The following is a 15446-nucleotide window of genomic DNA, read 5'->3' as shown; positions in this document are numbered from 1 at the left end:
GGCGGCGCGTGCCAGAACCGGCCGCCGGGTTTCGTAGTCCGATTCGATCGTCTGAGGAAAACGCGCTTTCGCGCTACGAGGCGCGCTTCTTTTTCCGCCGGTTCCCGTCGCTACACTCGTCCCATTCAACGGTCCGCGCAGCACGGGGAAGGATCGCCCGTGCCAGCCGGCGATAACGACAGGACTACGGCACGATGGCTGAACCGAAGGCGCTCTCCCGCGACTGGCAGCGGTTGTTTTCCGCCGGCCGCGGCGTGTCCGGACGGCGCCTCGGAGGCGCCTCGCCGCGCGCCGACCTGTTTCTCGCGACCTTCATCGTCGCGGTCGTCGCGCTGTTCATCCTGCCGCTGCCGCAGGCCGCGCTCGACGGGATGATCTCGCTGAATCTCGCGGCGAGCGTCGTGTTGCTGACGGTGTCGACCTACGTGCCGTCGGCGGTCAGCTTCTCGTCGTTTCCCGCGCTGCTGCTGTTCACGACGCTGTTCCGGCTCGCGCTGAACATCGCGTCGTGCAAGCTGATCCTGCTGCATGCGAACGCCGGCCACGTGATCGATGCGTTCGGGCGGCTGGTGGTCGGCAACAACGTGGTCGTGGGCGGCGTGGTGTTCCTTGTGATCGCAGTCGTGCAGTTCATCGTGATCGCGAAAGGGTCGGAGCGGGTGGCCGAAGTCGGCGCGCGCTTCTCGCTCGACGCGATGCCGGGCAAGCAGATGAGCATCGACGCCGACCTGCGCGCGGGCATCATCAGCGCCGACGAAGCACGCGAGCGTCGCGAGAAGCTCGAGCAGGAATCGCAGATGCACGGCGCGATGGACGGCGCGATGAAGTTCGTGAAGGGCGACGCGATCGCGGGCCTCGTGATCGCGTTCATCAACATCGTCGCGGGGATCGCGGTCGGCACGCTGATGCACGGGATGGACATCGGCGAGGCGCTGCAACGTTACGCGATCCTGACGGTCGGCGACGGGATGGCATCGCAGATTCCGTCGCTGCTCGTGTCGATCGCGGCCGGCATCGTGACGACGCGCGTCGCGACGCGCGATGCGCGGCAGCGCCAGCTCGGCGAACAGCTCGGCGAGCAACTGGGCGCGCACCCGCGTGCGCTGCTGATCGCCGCGTTCGTGCTGACCGGTTTTCTCGTCGTGCCAGGCTTTCCGAAATGGTCGTTCGCGCTGATCGCGCTCGGCCTCGGCACCTTCGCGGTCTCGCAGCTCAAGCGCAAGACGTCCGCGCCGAGCTTCAACCTGATTCATGTCGCGGGTCGCGTCGGCGCGGCCGACGACGGCCAGCCCGCGAAGGTGTCGCACGCGGCGGGCGTGACGTCGCTGATCGCGGTGTCGCTGTCCGACGACCTGCGCACGGGCCTGAACCTCGCGCAACTGCAGGCGGCGCTGTCGAGCGCCAAGGCGCGCGTCGACGCGGACATCGGCACGGTGTTCCCGCGCATCACGCTGAACGACGACGAGGGCGCGGCGGCCGGTGCGTACCGGATCTACCTGCAGGACGTGCTCGTCGCGCACGGCGCGCTGAAGCCGGGCTGGCTGCTGTGGGACGGCGTCGCGCCGCTGCCCGAGCGCGCGGAGCGCCAGCCGGCCGAGGCGTTCGGCCCGTTCGCGACCGCGTTGTGGATCAAGCCCGACGGCGCGGCGCCGGACGGCAAGTGGCTGTCGAGCGAGAGCGCGCTTGCCGCGCACGTCGAGCAGATCGTGCGCCAGCATGCGGACGAGCTGCTCGGCATCCAGGAGACGCAGGCGCTCGTGCATCTGGTGCGCCGCGATCACCCTGAACTCGTGGGCGAGCTGACGCGGCTCGTGCCGCTGCAGCGCATCACCGAGGTGCTGCGCCGGCTGCTCGCCGAACAGGTGCCGATCCGCAATTTGCGCGTGATCTTCGAGAGCCTGATCACGTGGGCGCCGAACGAGCCCGACGACGTGATCGCGCTGGTCGAACTCGTGCGCGTCGACCTGCGCCGGATGATCACCGATCGTCACGCGGGCACGGCGCGCCAGTTGCGGGTCGTGCTGTTCGAGCAGAATTTGCAGGAGCGGATCGAGAGCGCGGTGATGCGCACCAAGCAGGGCAATTTCCTCGCGCTGTCGAGCGCGGTCAAGCAGGACATCGGCGAGCAGGTGCGCGCGATCGTGCAGGCCGCGCAGGCGGCCGGCCCCGGCGGCCACGGCAACGCGCCGGGCGCCGCGCGGCTCGCGGTGATGGTCGCGCTCGGCGCGCGCCGCTACGTGAAGACGATCCTGCAGCCGGTGCTGCCCGAACTCGCGGTGCTGTCGTACCAGGAAGTCGAGGAGGACGTGCAGTTGCATACGGTCGGCTGGGTGAAGAACCCGCCGGACGACGGCACGGTCGGCGCGGGCGCCGACGTGCGCGCGCCGGGAGCCGTGCAATGACGAGCTCGACGATCCTCGACCTGACGCGCCAGGCGCTGATGCTGGTGCTGCTGCTGTCGCTGCCGATCGTGCTGATCGCGACCGTCACGGGCCTCGTCGTCGCGATCCTGCAGGCCGTCACGCAGGTGCAGGACGCCAATATCGGCATCGCGGTGCGGCTGATCGCCGTGATGGTCGCGCTCGTCCTGCTGTCGGGCTGGCTCGGCGGCGAAGTGCTGCGCTTCGCGCAGCAGGCGCTGGAACGCATGTTCGTTTCTTCCACAGGAGTCCTTTGATGCGTCGACGCGTCGCCTCGATCCGGTTTCAACCGCGCAGCCTGCAACGGGCCGCGCTTGCCGTGTGCGCGACGGCGCTGCTCACGGCGTCGCTGTGCATGGCGCCCACGCAGCATGCGCGCGCCGCGGACCTGCGCTGGCGCAACAAGCCGTTCACGATCGTCGCGAACGGCAAGAAGATCGGCGACTTCATCCGCGAGCTCGCGTCGTCGCAGGGGGTAACGGCGGTGGTCGACCCGAAGGTCGACGGCGTGATCAGCGGCCGCTTCTCCGGCACGCCTCAGCAGACGCTCGACACGATCTGCTCGACCTACGGGCTCACCTGGTACTACGACGGCTCGTTCCTGTACGTCGATCCGGCCGACCAGTCGCAGACGCAGATGATCCCGATCCCGCCGAACGCGTCCGGCGAAATCGGCCGCGCGCTGCAGGCGATGCAGATTCCGGACAAGCGCTACACGCTGGTGATCAACGACCGCGCGAACAGCGTGTACGTGGCCGGCCCGCGCCGCTACGTCGAGCTGGTGCGGCAGGCGGTCGGCTCGGTCGGCGATCCGTCGGCGAATGGCGCGCATGCGGACATCCGCGCGTTCCGGCTGAAATACGGCTGGGCGTCGGACTTCACGATCAACCGCTCGGGCAAGGAAGTGACGGTGCCGGGCGTCGCGACGATCCTGCGCAAGCTGTTCGGCAAGGGCGGCGGCACGACCGCGGCGCCGTCGAGCACGCCGCTCGGGCAGGCCGCGCGCCAGGTGAAGCTCGGCTCGGGGCTGACGATCGCGGTGCCGCGGCTCGATTTCCCCGATATTTCCGGCGGCCCGCGCCAGGGCGGTTATGGCGGTGCGGACGGCAGCATGGGCGGCGGGTTCTCGCCGTTCTCGAGCAGCGGCGGCGGCGACACGCTGCCGCAGATCGTCGCGGATCCGGCGATCAACGCGGTGATCGTGCGCGATCTGCCGGAGAACATGTACCGCTACCAGTCGCTGATCGGCCAGCTCGACGAACGGCCGCGCATCGTCGAGATCAACGTGACGATCATCGACATCAACGAGGATTCGCTCGACAGCCTCGGGATCGACTGGCGCCTGCACACGACGCACGGCGACGTGCAGATCGGCAACGGCCAGAACCCGCTGAACGGCAACACGCAGTACAACGGCGCCGGCAATCCGCCGCTCACGTTCGGCGTCGGCGCGTCCGAAACCGGGTCGACCGGCACCTTCATGCCGACCGGCATCGCGCTGACCGCGTCGATCGGCGGGTCGCTGCGCAACTATCTGCTCACGCGCGTGAACGCGCTCGCGCAGAAGGGCCAGGCGCAGCTGCGTTCGAAGCCGAAGGTGCTCGCGCTCGACAACACCGAGGCGATCCTCGAGAACCTCACGCAGTTCTACGTGCAGGTGCCGGGCTACCAGGACTCGTCGCTGTACAGCGTGACGACCGGCACGAGCATCAAGGTGACGCCAATGATCGTCGACGAGGCGATCCGCAATGCGGCGGCCGTGTCGGGCAATCCCCAGAGCGTGATGATGTCGATCGACATCCAGGACGGCAACATCGTGCCGGGGCAGGCCGTGTCGAACGTGCCGGTGATCCAGCAGCGCAACATCGTCACCAAGACGATGATCGACGAAGGCAAGAGCCTCCTGATCGCCGGTTTCAACGACGACGAGGTGCGGCTGAACAAGAGCGGCGTGCCCTGGCTGTCCGACATCCCGCTGATCGGCAACCTGTTCAAGTACACCGACAAGTCGGGCAATCACATGGAGCGGTTCTATCTGCTGACGCCGCGCGTCGTGACGAGCGCGTCGATGTATGCGCCGGACGGCGCGCCCGTGAACCCGGGCGCCGACGGTCCGGCGAACCAGGAAGGGATGTCGATGTATCGCCCGCCGGACAACGACATCGCGGTGCCGCTGACGCCGAAGCCGCTGCCCGGCACGAAGTTCGGCCCGCCCGCGTTGCCGCCGCCGGCGGATGCGGCATCGCAGCCCGTGGCGACGACCGCAGGAGCACCTGCCCATGTCGACGAGCATCATTGATCCGCACGGCGACGGCGCATTGCCCGGCGGCGCGGGAGGCGCGGGGGCCGGTTCGGCCGCGCTCGCGTCGCCGTGGAACCTGTGCTTCCTGAGCGGGCCGATGTACGGCCGCACGATGTCGCTCGCGCGCGGCGCGAACTGGGTCGGCACGGCGGCCGACTGCGAAGTGATCCTGCCCGATCGCGAGATCGGCGCGAAACAGGTGTGCCTGCAGGTCGGCGCGCTCGCGGTGACGGTGCAGAACCACGGCGGCGACACCGGTGCGCCGGTGCTGTTCAACGACGAGCCGCTCGGCACCGGGCGCCGTTCGCTGACGCCGAACGACGTCGTGACGGTCGGCTCGATCCGGCTCGGCATCGCGCGGCATGCGCAGGCGAGCGTCGCGGTGCCCGACGAAACCGATGCGCCGGACGCCGCGCGCGAGGCCGCGTGGCTCGGCTGGCTCACGGGCGGGCTGCGCCGCCTCGGCAGCCGGCGGCTCGTGATCGCGCTGGTCGCGCTGTGGCTGGGCGTGCTGCTCGGCGCGCTCGGCTACGGCTTCGTCGCGTGGTCGGGGCGGTTGCCGTGGCAGCACGAATCGGTGCTCGCGCGCACGCACCGGCTGCAGCAACTGCTGCACGCGTATCCCGAGCTGGCCGTCGCGCCGCGCGACGACGGCGTGATCGTGTCGGGCTACGTGAGCGACCCGGCCGCGCGCGAGCGTGTCGCGCAGATCGTCGCGGGCGTCGACAACGCGGCGCTCGGCAACATCTACGTGGTCAGCGACTTGGTCGCGACCGCGCAGACCTATTTCAGCGACACGGCGCTGACGGTCACGTATCTCGGGCGCGGGCGGATCGAGCTGACGGGCACGGCCGCGCGCGCGCAGATCGAGCCGCGCATCCGCAACTACATGAAGGACGCCCGCCCGGCGCTCGAGGTGGTCGATCACGTGCGCGATGCCGATGCCGCCGCGCCGCGCACGGCGACGACGCTCGGCGGCATGGCCGGCATTCCGGAGATCACGACCGTGTTCGCCGGCGACGGCGACCAGCGCTACATCGAGACGGTCGACGGCAGCCGCTATTTCGAAGGCGCGCGGCTGAAGGAGGACGCGACCGTCGTGTCGATCGGGCCTGACGCAGTGGTGTTCGAACGCAACGGCCAGCGCATCACGATGCCGCTTGGCGGCCCGTCGGCGAGCGCGCCCGAGCAGGCGCCGGCGCCGCCCGTGGCGCCGCTCGCGAGCGGCGCGGCGGCGGGCGTCGCGCAGCCGGTGCCGGGGCCGACGCTGCTGCCGGCTGAGCCGGCGGCCGGTGTATCGACGAAGCAGGCGGCGCATTAGCGCCGCGAGGGATCAGGCGCAGCGCGTTTCGCGGTGCGCGTATTACGCGACACGTCGCCGGCAGGCGGCGCGTCACGTCATCGGCGGGGCATGGGGCTGCCGCCGGCAATGCAGGTGAACTTCACGTAAAGGAGCGAAACATGACTGCCTCCACAGGTAGCGCAACCGACACGAAGCAGGTCCAGCAGCAGGCCGACGACCTGACCAAGACGCAGCTCGAACTGACGAAGATCAACTTCCAGGTTCAGCAATCGACTGCGACGTTCGAAACCAGCAACGCAGTGACCGCGCAGGAGGGGACGGCGAACGCCCAGGTTGCGCAACACCTGAGTTCCGCCGGCCGCGCGTGACGCCGGTCGCCGGCCGTGCCGCGCGACGCCGGATGCCGGGGCGGCCCATGACGGGCGCCCGGTGTGGCGTAGGTGCGTGCCGGCCGGCCCGTTCCCGGCTTCGCCGGTCAAGGAGGACACGATCATGTCGGTAACAGGCGTAGGCGCGGCGCCGCCGGGCGCAGCCGCGCTCGCGAGTGCCGCGCAGCAAACGGGCACACCGTCCGATCCGGCGCAGGTGCGCCAGTTCGATGCGCTGATGCAGCCGGGCGCGTCGTCGGCCGCGCCGCCTTCGTCCGGTGTCGCGATGTCGCGCGCGCCGGCGGATGCGGCGCCGGCCGTGCAGATGACGCCCGCGCAGGCGAACCAGTCGTCGCTCGTCGAGCGGTTGCGCACGTACGGCAACGATCTCGATTCGCGGTACGCGAACATCGACAAGCACCGCAGCGAGATGCTGACGTCGATGGCGGACAGCCGCAGCGACCCGCTGATGACGATGGTGAAGGCGATGGATTTCCAGTGGACGGCAACCACCACGATTTCGGAATACCAGTTGAGCCTGTCGGTTGCGCAGGCGGCGAACGGCTTCACGCACACGGTGCTGAAGACGCAGGAGTGAAAGTGCGCGTGGCGGCCCTGCGCCCTCACGCGCCCTGAAGCGGACAAACGATGACGACGATCGATTCGACGCCGCGCACGCATGCGTGGCGCAGCCGGGCGGCGCGCGCGCTGCTCGCGGGGCTGCTCGTGCTGTTGGCCGGGTGCCAGAAGGAGCTGTACTCGGGCCTGTCGGAGCGCGACGCGAACCAGATGGTCGCGGTGCTCGGCGACGCGGGCATCAGCGCGTCGAAGGACAACGATGCGCGCGACACGTCGGACCGCAACGCTTGGCTCGTGAGCGTCGCGGACGGCGACATGCAGTCGGCGCTCACGGTGCTGCAGGCGAACGGGCTGCCGAAGCCGAGCTATGCGAGCCTCGGCGAGCTGTTCCAGAAGCAGGGCCTCGTGTCGACGCCGGCCGAGGAGCGCGTGCGCTACCTGTACGGCGTGTCGCAGGATCTGTCGCGCACGCTGCAGGACATCGAGGGCGTGGTGGTCGCGCGCGTGCAGGTCGTGATTCCGGAGAACGATCCGCTCGCGGACAAGATCAAGCCGTCGTCGGCAGCGGTGTACATCCGCTACCGGCAGGGCGTCGATCTGCGCGCGATGGCGCCGATGGTCAAGGATCTCGTCGCGCACAGCATCGAGGGGCTGCAGTACGACAACGTGTCGCTGTTCCTGCAGCCGGCCGCCGCGCGCGCGACGCGCGTGGACGGGATCGGCAGCGCGGTGTCGGACATCCTGCGGCTGCGCTCGCCGCTCGGCTGGCTCGTGTTCGCGCTGATCCTGCTGACCTGCGCGGTGATCGCGCTGTCGGCCGCCCGGCGCGGGATGTTCGGCGCGAGGCTCGCGGGCCTGCTCGGCGCGCCGCGCGGCGCGAACGGGGGCGGCGGCTCGGCCGCGCAGCAGACTGGCGGCGGGCTGCGTACGCCGGATGGCGCACGCGACGGCGCATGAGCGATCCGCACGCGCTGCCGCCGGGCGATGCGGCCGCCGCGCCCGACGCGGCGCTGCTGCCGTGGCTGCAGCCGCTTGCGCCGCCACCGGCCGCGCGCGCTGCCGCGTTTCATGCGCTGGTCTGCGACTTCAACCTGCGGCCCGACCGCTATCTGCATGTGACGCGCGTGCCGGCCGAGTGGCCCGCGCGCTACCGTTCGCCGGACGCGTTCGGCGCGGCCGGCCGCAAGCTGCTCGCACGGCACCTGCTCGAGGTCCACGGCGTGGCCGACCGGCACGACTTCGACGCGGCGAATCCGTGCGCGCGGCTCGCGCTGCTGCCGGGCGCGGCGCTCGAGCAACTGGCCGCGTATGCGGGGCTGCTGCTGCATCGCGCATGGCTGCGCGACGCGCTGGCCGGGCGGCGCATCCGTGCGGAAGTCGCGGCGCGGCTCGGCGGCGATGCGCTCGAACTCGCGCTCGAACGTGCGCCGGAATTCGGCGCGCTCGCCGAAACGCTCGAACCGTGGCGCGCCGATCCCGCCGCGCTGCCGGTCGTGATCCGCGCGCGCGGTGGGCGCTTGCTCGCCGATTTCATCGGCGTGGCCGGCGACGCGGTGGCGCGGCGCGTGCGCCTGAAATTCAACCGCGCGATCGACGACGAAGCGCCGTACTGGCTGAACCGCGCGCAGCGCGACCAGTTCGGCGAACTGATGTTCCTGTTTCTGATTCCCGAGAGGCTTGCGTCATGGGACTGGCTTTTCTGATCACGAGCGACAACCTGCAGCTGCTGTCGGAGCGCAAGGTGCTCAAGGAGCGCGAATACGCGGCGCTGCTCGACGCGTCCGCGGTGATCGCGACCGCGCATGAGGAGGCGGCGCGCATCGTCGCCGACGCGCAGCGCGAATTCGACAAGCGCCAGGCGGCCGGCTACGACGAAGGCATGCGCCGCGCGCAGCGCGAGCAGGCCGCGCGGGCGTACACGCAGGCGCTCGCCGCCACGCGCACGATGGAGACGATGAAGGACGCGATGGCCGATATCGTCGTGAAGGCCGTGCGCGCGATCGTCGGCGAGATGAGCACGCAGAAGCTGTACGAGGCCGCGCTCGCGCGGATCGCGCCGCTCGTGCGCGACGAGGCGTTCCTGATCGTGCGCATCGCGCCCGGCCGCACGGACGAGATGCGCGACGCGCTCGACGGCGCGTTCGCGGGGCAGTCGAACCGGCAGAAAATCCGCATCGTCGAGGATGCGCAGCTCGAACGCCACGCATGCACGGTCGAGACGCCGTCCGGGCGCATCGACGCGAGCCTCGACCTTCAGATCGACGCGCTGCGCCAGGCGATCCGCCGCGACGCGCTGAAGGGCGCCGCGCGATGAACGCGCCGCTCGACGATCCGCAGCCGTTCGGAAGCGGCGACGACGACGGCGCGCCGTTCGATCGCGGCCGCCTGGTCGGCGAGCTCGACGCGGGGCTCGCGTTTTTCTCGCCGGTATCGGTGCAGGGCCGCGTCAACCACGCGGTCGGGCAGATATTGAATGCGACGGGCATTCGCGCGCGGCTCGGCGAAATTTGCGAGCTGCGCACGCCGAACCAGCCGACGCTGCTCGCGGAGGTGGTCGGCTTCTCGCGGCAGACGACGCTGCTGACGCCGCTCGGCGACGTGGCGGGGCTGTCGCCGGAGACGATCGTCGTGCCGTCCGGGCGCGAGCATGTATTTCCGGTGGGCGAAGGGCTGTTCGGCCGCGTGCTCGACGGGCTCGGCCGGCCGCTCGACGATCGCGGGCCGGTGACGGGCGCCGCGTGGGTGTCGACGCAGCAGGACCCGCCGAACCCGCTCGCGCGCAAGATGATCGACACGCCGTTTCCGACGGGCGTGCGCGTGGTCGACGGCCTGATGACGCTCGGCATCGGGCAGCGCGTCGGCATCTTCGCGCCATCGGGCGTAGGCAAGAGCACGCTGCTCGGGATGATCGCGCGCGGCGCGCAGGCCGACGTGAACGTGATCGCGCTGGTCGGCGAACGCGGCCGCGAGGTGCGCGAATTCATCGAGCACAGCCTGTCGCCCGAGGTCCGCGCGCGCTCGATCGTCGTCGTGTCGACGTCGGATCGCCCGGCGATGGAGCGCGTGAAATCGGCGCTCGTCGCGACCGCGATCGCCGAGCACTTCCGCGATGCGGGCAAGCGCGTGCTGCTGCTGGTCGATTCGCTGACGCGTTTCGCACGCGCGCAGCGCGAGGTCGGCCTCGCGAGCGGCGAGCCGCCGACGCGGCGCAGCTTTCCGCCGTCGACGTTCGCGGTGCTGCCGCGCCTGCTCGAACGCGCGGGGCAGGGCGCGCACGGGTCGATCACCGCGCTCTATACGGTGCTCGTCGAAGGCGACGAGGAGTCGGACCCGATCGCCGAGGAAGTGCGCTCGATCCTCGACGGCCATATCGTGCTGTCGCGCAAGATCGCGCTCGCGAACCGCTATCCGGCGATCGACGTGCTCGCGAGCCTGTCGCGCGTGATGCCGCTCGTCGCGAGCCGCGCGCACCAGCATGCGGCTGCGCGCGTGCGCGAGCTGATCGCGAAGTACCAGGAAATCGAGCTGCTCGTGCAGATCGGCGAGTATCGCGAAGGCAGCGACCGGCTCGGCGATCTCGCGCTGCGCGCGCGCGACGCGATCGGCGCGTTCTGCGCGCAGGCGTCGGACGAGGACGTGCGTTTCGATGCGCTGCTCGCGAAGCTGACGAGGCTGGCGAACGATCATGTCTGAAGCCGACGACCGCCTAGTACTGGCGACGCTCGCTCGCCTGAAGCGCGTGCGCGAGATGCGCAGCCAGATCGCGCGCGTCGCGGCCGCGCGCCAGCAGGGCATCGCCGCGCAGAGCCGGCGCGCGCTGGCGGCCGCGCAGGCGCAGCTCGCGCAGCAGGTCGCCGCGAAGGCGGCGATCCAGACGCGCCTGGCCGACGACGTACGCGAAGCGCGTGCATTGCAGAACGCGGCGGCCGATACGCGCACGTTCGACCGCCATATCGGCACCGCGAACGCGTCGGTGAGCGAGGCCGCGCACGTGCATCGCGGTCACGAGGCGACACTCGCCGACCTGCAGCGCGCCGCGCGCAAGGCGAAGGCCGCCGAGGACAAGCTGGAGAAAGCCGGCGAGAAGGCGCTGCACGCGCGCGCCGCGCGGGTCGAGCGCGACGCCGACGAAGTCGCGGACGGCTACGCGGTGCGGCGCTTCGCGACGGGCGGCACCTGGGTGGCCGGCGCGGGCGACGCGTCCGGTCATGCGTCCGCGCAACCGGAGGCGGCCGCCGCGTTCGATGCGGCCATGACCGAAGGGGAAACGGGCGCGAATTTCACCGCTGAAGCCGACGCCTCCGCCGCGCCCGACGATCCCGCCCCGCCCGCCGCCGCGGAGCGCCGATGCTAGATCAGGCCGCGGGCTTCAACGACGTCGCCGGCATGCTGCGGCCGCTGCTCTACGTGATGCCGCGCCTGTTGCCGATCATGTTGATCGTGCCGGTATTCAACGAGCAGATCATCACGGGCCTCGTGCGCAACGGGATCGCGGTCGTGATCGCCGCGTTCGTCGCGCCGACCATCGATTCCGCGCAGGTGGCCGCGCTGCCGTTTCTGATGTGGTGCCTGCTCGTCGCGAAGGAGGCGATGGTCGGCATGCTGCTCGCGGGCGCGTTCAGCGCGGTGCTGTTCGCGATCCAGGGCGTCGGCTACCTGATCGACTTCCAGACCGGCAGCGGCAGCGCCGCATTCTTCGATCCGATGGGCGGGCACGAGGGCGGCCCGACCTCGGGATTCCTGAATTTCGTCGCGATCGCGCTGTTCGTCACGGCGGGCGGGTTGCAGGTGCTCGTGCAATTGTTCGCGCAGTCGTACGCATGGTGGCCGATCGGCTCGCTCGGCCCCGATTTCTCGTCGATGCTGCAGACCTTCATCGTGCGGCAGACCGACACGATCTTCGAATGGATGGTGAAGCTCGCCGCGCCGGTCACGATCGTGCTGGTGCTCGTCGAGCTCGGCATCGGCCTGGTCGGCCGCGCGGTGCCGCAGCTCAACATCTTCGTGTTCTCGCAGCCGCTGAAGAGCGTGCTCGCGGTGCTGATGATGATCCTGTTCCTGCCGGTGGTGTACGCGTCGCTGCATTCGCTGCTGAGCCCCGACAGCGGATTGATGGCGTTGCTGCGCGCGCTGTTCGCCGCGCACGGCGGCGGCTGAGCGCGCCGGAGCCGACATGGCCGAAAAGGACCAGAAGCCGACCGCGAAGCGCTTGCGCGAGGCGCGCGAGAAAGGCGAGGTGCCGAAGAGCGCGGAAACGGTTTCATCCGCGTTCTTCGTCGGCGTGTGCGTGGCGCTCGCGGTGGGCATCGGTTCGCTGTTCGCGCGATTGCAGGCGCTGTTCCGGCTCGTGTTCGACGCGGTCGGCGCGGCCGATCCGTCCGCGCGGCTCGCGGTGCTGATCGACGGCGCCGCGCGCGACTGGGCGATGCTGTCCGCGCAGATCGTGGCCGCCGGCCTGCTGGCCGGGTTGCTCGCGGGCTTCGTGCAGGTGGGCGGCGTGATGGCGTGGAGCCGTCTCGTGCCGCAGTTGTCGCGGCTCAATCCGGCCGAGGGGATGAAGAACCTGTGGTCGCTGCGCAACCTCGTCAACCTCGCGAAGATGCTGCTGAAGACGGCGCTGCTCGTCGCGACGCTCGGCTGGCTGATCGTCCAGTCGCTCGATCCGTCCGTGCAGTCGGGCTTCACGCGGCCCGTCTCGATCCTCGCGCTGATCGTGAAGCTGCTGATGCTGCTGTTCGGCTGGGCCGCGCTGATCTACATCGTGATGGCGCTGATCGACATCGTGCACCAGCGGCACGAGTTCAACCAGAAGATGAAGATGTCGATCGACGAAGTGCGGCGCGAGCACAAGGAGGACGAAGGCGATCCGCACGTCCAGGCGAAGCGCCGCCAGCTCGCGCGCGAAGCGCAGTTCGCGTCGCTGCCCGACCGGATCGGCTATGCGTCGGTGGTCGTCTATTCGCCGCGCGTCGCGGTCGCGCTCTACTACGGCGGGATGGGCTCGCTGCCCTGGGTGCTCGCGCGCGGCGAGGGCGACGCGGCCGAGCGGATCGTGCGGCTGGCCCGCGACGCGCTGCGCCCGACGCTCGCGAACGTCGGGCTCGCGCAGGCGCTGTACGAGACGACGCCCGAGAACGGCACGATCCAGCCGCAGCATTTCCGCGAGGTCGCGCAGTTGCTGAAATGGGCGACCGGCGCGGGTTGACGCGGCGTGGCGGCGCCCCTGTCGGCATGCCGCCCTTTTTCCGGTTTGCCGGCCGTCCCGGGCGATGGGTCCGATTCGATATGGCCCTGTCGCACCGTCATGCGCACACGGCGCTTGACGTCTATTTTTTTCCAAACCCTCCCGACGTTCACTGGTGAATTATTGCTGATTTATTTCTTCGTAATATGGCTCGACCGTCATGCCCGACGGCGGGCCGGAGGTTGCGCCGCGCGTGACGGGACAGGTCAACAGGGGCAGACAAATCAATGTGCGGAATCGACGGCTTTCTGAATAGCGTCGCCTTCGATGAGGAGACAGCGCGCGGCACGCTCGCGCGAATGACGGCGAGCCTCGCGCATCGCGGGCCGGACGGGCAGGGGATCTGGGTCGACCCGGAGGCCGGCATCGCGCTCGGCCACCGGCGGCTCGCGATCGTCGACCTGTCGGTGCACGGCCGGCAGCCGATGGCTTCCGCGTGCGGCCGCTACGTCCTCGTCTTCAACGGCGAAATCTACAACCATCGCGAATTGCGCGCGGAGCTCGAGCGCGCGGGGCGCGCACCGGCGTGGCGCGGCCATTCCGACAGCGAGGTACTGCTCGCGGCGATCGTCGCGTGGGGCGTCGAGGCCACGTTGCGCCGCGCGACCGGCATGTTCGCGTTCGCGCTGTGGAATCGCGCGTCGCGGGTGCTGACGCTCGCACGAGACCGGATCGGCGAGAAGCCGCTCTACTACGGGCGGATCGGCGACGCGCTCGTGTTCGCGTCCGAGCTGAAGGCATTGCGCGGCTATCCGGGCTTCGACGGCACGGTCGACCGCGACGCGCTGTGCCTGTACCTGCGCCAGTCGAGCGTGCCCGCGCCCTACACGATCTATCGCGGCATCCGCAAGCTGCCGCCCGGCACGTACATCCAGTTCGAACATGCGCGCGACACGCCGCGCGTGCGGGCGTACTGGACGCTCGAGCAGGCGATCGAGGCGGGCCGCGCGCAGCCGTTCGAGGGCAGCCCCGACGAAGCCGTCGACCAGCTCGACACGATCCTGCGTCAGGCCGTCGCGCGGCAGATGGAAGCCGACGTGCCGCTTGGCGCATTCCTGTCGGGCGGCATCGATTCGTCGGCGATCGTCGCGCTGATGCAGGCGCAATCGGCGACGCCGGTCGACACGTTTACGATCGGCTTTCATGAAGCCGGCTACGACGAAGCCGGTTACGCGAAGGCCGTCGCCCGCCATCTCGGCACGCGCCATACCGAGCTTTACGTGACGGCCGACCATGCGCTCGGCGTCGTGCCGAAGCTGCCGTCGATCTACGACGAGCCGTTCTCCGACGCGTCGCAGATCCCGACCTTTCTCGTCTCCGAACTGACGCGCCGGCACGTGACGGTGAGCCTGTCCGGCGACGGCGGCGACGAGCTGTTCGGCGGCTATACGCGCTACTTCCTGACGCCGCGCCTCTGGCGCAAGCTGCATCGCGTGCCGGCCGCCGTGCGCGCGCGGATCGCCGCCGCCTTGCATGCGCTGCGGCCCGATCACGCGGACCAGCTCGCGGCCGTCGCGCAGGGCGCGTGGGGCGGCGTGGAGGCGCGCGAATCGTCGTCGCGCATCGGCGATCGCCTGCACAAGCTCGGCCATGTGATGACGGCGGAGAGCCGCATCGGGCTGTACCGGCTGCTGATGTCGTCGGTGCATCATCCCGAGCGCATCGCGTTGTCGGGGCAGGAGCCGCCGACGCCGCTCGACACGGTGTCCGCGTGGCCGGCGCACCTGAGCTTCGCCGAGCAGGCGATGGCGATCGACACGCTCACGTACCTGCCGACCGACATTCTCGCGAAGGTCGATCGTGCGGCGATGGCCGTGAGCCTCGAGACGCGCATGCCGTTCCTCGATCATCACGTCGTCGAATTCGCGTGGCGCGTGCCGGCATCGGTGCGCTTGCCGGAAGGGCAGTCGAAGGCGCTGCTGCGCCGGCTGCTCGACCGGTACGTGCCGTCCGCGCTGATCGACCGGCCGAAGCAGGGCTTCTGCGCGCCCGTCGACCACTGGCTGCGCGGCGCGCTGCGCGACTGGGCCGAGGCGCTGCTGCGGCCGTCGCGCTTGCGCGAGGAAGGCTTCTTCGATGCGGCGGCGGTCGAACGGCTGTGGCGCCAGCACCAGACGGGCCGGATGAACTGGCAGCACCAGTTGTGGACGGTGCTGATGTTCCAGGCGTGGCTGGAGGCGCAGCGCGCGGGGTGACGGCATGGTCGCGCCCGCCGCCGCATGGGGTGCGC

14 protein-coding genes are annotated in these 15446 nt (G+C 70.2%); all 14 read left to right on the top strand.

What is annotated here, in order from left to right; translation table 11 throughout:
- Positions 1-194 precede the first annotated feature (194 nt).
- The gene (gene sctV, locus C4B30_RS04350; protein WP_027781124.1) at positions 195-2402 is read left to right on the top strand and encodes a type III secretion system export apparatus subunit SctV; all 2208 of its coding nucleotides are present in this window, start codon (positions 195-197) and stop codon (positions 2400-2402) included.
- A complete protein-coding gene (gene sctS / locus C4B30_RS04345; protein WP_006480854.1) occupies positions 2399-2677 on the top strand; it encodes a type III secretion system export apparatus subunit SctS in 279 nt (92 codons plus the stop codon). The genes sctV and sctS overlap by 4 nt, the downstream gene beginning before the upstream one ends.
- On the top strand, positions 2677-4719 hold the full coding sequence (gene sctC, locus C4B30_RS04340) for a type III secretion system outer membrane ring subunit SctC (protein WP_105131857.1): 2043 nt from the start codon (positions 2677-2679) through the stop codon (positions 4717-4719). Before sctS ends, sctC begins: the two co-directional genes overlap by 1 nt.
- The gene (sctD, locus tag C4B30_RS04335; protein WP_105131856.1) at positions 4700-6043 is read left to right on the top strand and encodes a type III secretion system inner membrane ring subunit SctD; all 1344 of its coding nucleotides are present in this window, start codon (positions 4700-4702) and stop codon (positions 6041-6043) included. The genes sctC and sctD overlap by 20 nt, the downstream gene beginning before the upstream one ends.
- A 140-nt stretch (positions 6044-6183) precedes the next feature.
- Positions 6184-6393 (top strand): hypothetical protein, encoded by a 210-nt coding sequence (locus tag C4B30_RS04330; RefSeq protein ID WP_027781121.1) that lies wholly within the window; start codon positions 6184-6186, stop codon positions 6391-6393.
- Positions 6394-6517: 124 nt separating this feature from the next.
- Positions 6518-6991: a hypothetical protein gene (locus tag C4B30_RS04325; protein ID WP_089502079.1), complete on the top strand. Its 474-nt coding sequence runs from the start codon at positions 6518-6520 to the stop codon at positions 6989-6991.
- 50 nt (positions 6992-7041) lie between these two features.
- Complete coding sequence (sctJ, locus tag C4B30_RS04320; RefSeq protein ID WP_105131855.1) at positions 7042-7929, top strand: type III secretion system inner membrane ring lipoprotein SctJ; 888 nt, start codon at positions 7042-7044, stop codon at positions 7927-7929.
- The gene (locus tag C4B30_RS04315) at positions 7926-8675 is read left to right on the top strand and encodes a SctK family type III secretion system sorting platform protein (RefSeq protein ID WP_027781118.1); all 750 of its coding nucleotides are present in this window, start codon (positions 7926-7928) and stop codon (positions 8673-8675) included. The genes sctJ and C4B30_RS04315 overlap by 4 nt, the downstream gene beginning before the upstream one ends.
- The gene (gene sctL, locus C4B30_RS04310) at positions 8657-9286 is read left to right on the top strand and encodes a type III secretion system stator protein SctL (RefSeq protein ID WP_105131854.1); all 630 of its coding nucleotides are present in this window, start codon (positions 8657-8659) and stop codon (positions 9284-9286) included. Before C4B30_RS04315 ends, sctL begins: the two co-directional genes overlap by 19 nt.
- Positions 9283-10665, top strand: coding sequence for a FliI/YscN family ATPase (locus C4B30_RS04305; RefSeq protein WP_105131853.1), 1383 nt, complete (start codon positions 9283-9285; stop codon positions 10663-10665). The genes sctL and C4B30_RS04305 overlap by 4 nt, the downstream gene beginning before the upstream one ends.
- Positions 10658-11326, top strand: a complete 669-nt coding sequence (locus C4B30_RS04300) for a hypothetical protein (protein WP_105131852.1) — start codon at positions 10658-10660, stop codon at positions 11324-11326. The genes C4B30_RS04305 and C4B30_RS04300 overlap by 8 nt, the downstream gene beginning before the upstream one ends.
- Positions 11320-12129 (top strand): type III secretion system export apparatus subunit SctT, encoded by an 810-nt coding sequence (sctT, locus tag C4B30_RS04295; protein WP_105131851.1) that lies wholly within the window; start codon positions 11320-11322, stop codon positions 12127-12129. The genes C4B30_RS04300 and sctT overlap by 7 nt, the downstream gene beginning before the upstream one ends.
- 16 nt (positions 12130-12145) lie before the next feature.
- The gene (locus tag C4B30_RS04290) at positions 12146-13177 is read left to right on the top strand and encodes an EscU/YscU/HrcU family type III secretion system export apparatus switch protein (RefSeq protein ID WP_027781113.1); all 1032 of its coding nucleotides are present in this window, start codon (positions 12146-12148) and stop codon (positions 13175-13177) included.
- 266 nt (positions 13178-13443) lie between these two features.
- A complete protein-coding gene (asnB, locus tag C4B30_RS04280) occupies positions 13444-15411 on the top strand; it encodes an asparagine synthase (glutamine-hydrolyzing) (RefSeq protein WP_089502073.1) in 1968 nt (655 codons plus the stop codon).
- Positions 15412-15446: the final 35 nt, after the last annotated feature.

Origin of the sequence: Burkholderia sp. BE12, assembly GCF_002959955.1 — a bacterium.
Lineage (GTDB): Bacteria > Pseudomonadota > Gammaproteobacteria > Burkholderiales > Burkholderiaceae > Burkholderia.
Note: the sequence above shows the minus strand (reverse complement) of the source record. Positions and strands in the feature narration are given on the sequence as shown.

Coding starts and splice junctions, on each gene's coding strand:
- sctV (WP_027781124.1), top strand. CDS start 195: ATGGCTGAACCGAAGGCGCTCTCCCGCGACTGGCAGCGGTTGTTTTCC.
- sctS (WP_006480854.1), top strand. CDS start 2,399: ATGACGAGCTCGACGATCCTCGACCTGACGCGCCAGGCGCTGATGCTG.
- sctC (WP_105131857.1), top strand. CDS start 2,677: ATGCGTCGACGCGTCGCCTCGATCCGGTTTCAACCGCGCAGCCTGCAA.
- sctD (WP_105131856.1), top strand. CDS start 4,700: ATGTCGACGAGCATCATTGATCCGCACGGCGACGGCGCATTGCCCGGC.
- C4B30_RS04330 (WP_027781121.1), top strand. CDS start 6,184: ATGACTGCCTCCACAGGTAGCGCAACCGACACGAAGCAGGTCCAGCAG.
- C4B30_RS04325 (WP_089502079.1), top strand. CDS start 6,518: ATGTCGGTAACAGGCGTAGGCGCGGCGCCGCCGGGCGCAGCCGCGCTC.
- sctJ (WP_105131855.1), top strand. CDS start 7,042: ATGACGACGATCGATTCGACGCCGCGCACGCATGCGTGGCGCAGCCGG.
- C4B30_RS04315 (WP_027781118.1), top strand. CDS start 7,926: ATGAGCGATCCGCACGCGCTGCCGCCGGGCGATGCGGCCGCCGCGCCC.
- sctL (WP_105131854.1), top strand. CDS start 8,657: ATGGGACTGGCTTTTCTGATCACGAGCGACAACCTGCAGCTGCTGTCG.
- C4B30_RS04305 (WP_105131853.1), top strand. CDS start 9,283: ATGAACGCGCCGCTCGACGATCCGCAGCCGTTCGGAAGCGGCGACGAC.
- C4B30_RS04300 (WP_105131852.1), top strand. CDS start 10,658: ATGTCTGAAGCCGACGACCGCCTAGTACTGGCGACGCTCGCTCGCCTG.
- sctT (WP_105131851.1), top strand. CDS start 11,320: ATGCTAGATCAGGCCGCGGGCTTCAACGACGTCGCCGGCATGCTGCGG.
- C4B30_RS04290 (WP_027781113.1), top strand. CDS start 12,146: ATGGCCGAAAAGGACCAGAAGCCGACCGCGAAGCGCTTGCGCGAGGCG.
- asnB (WP_089502073.1), top strand. CDS start 13,444: ATGTGCGGAATCGACGGCTTTCTGAATAGCGTCGCCTTCGATGAGGAG.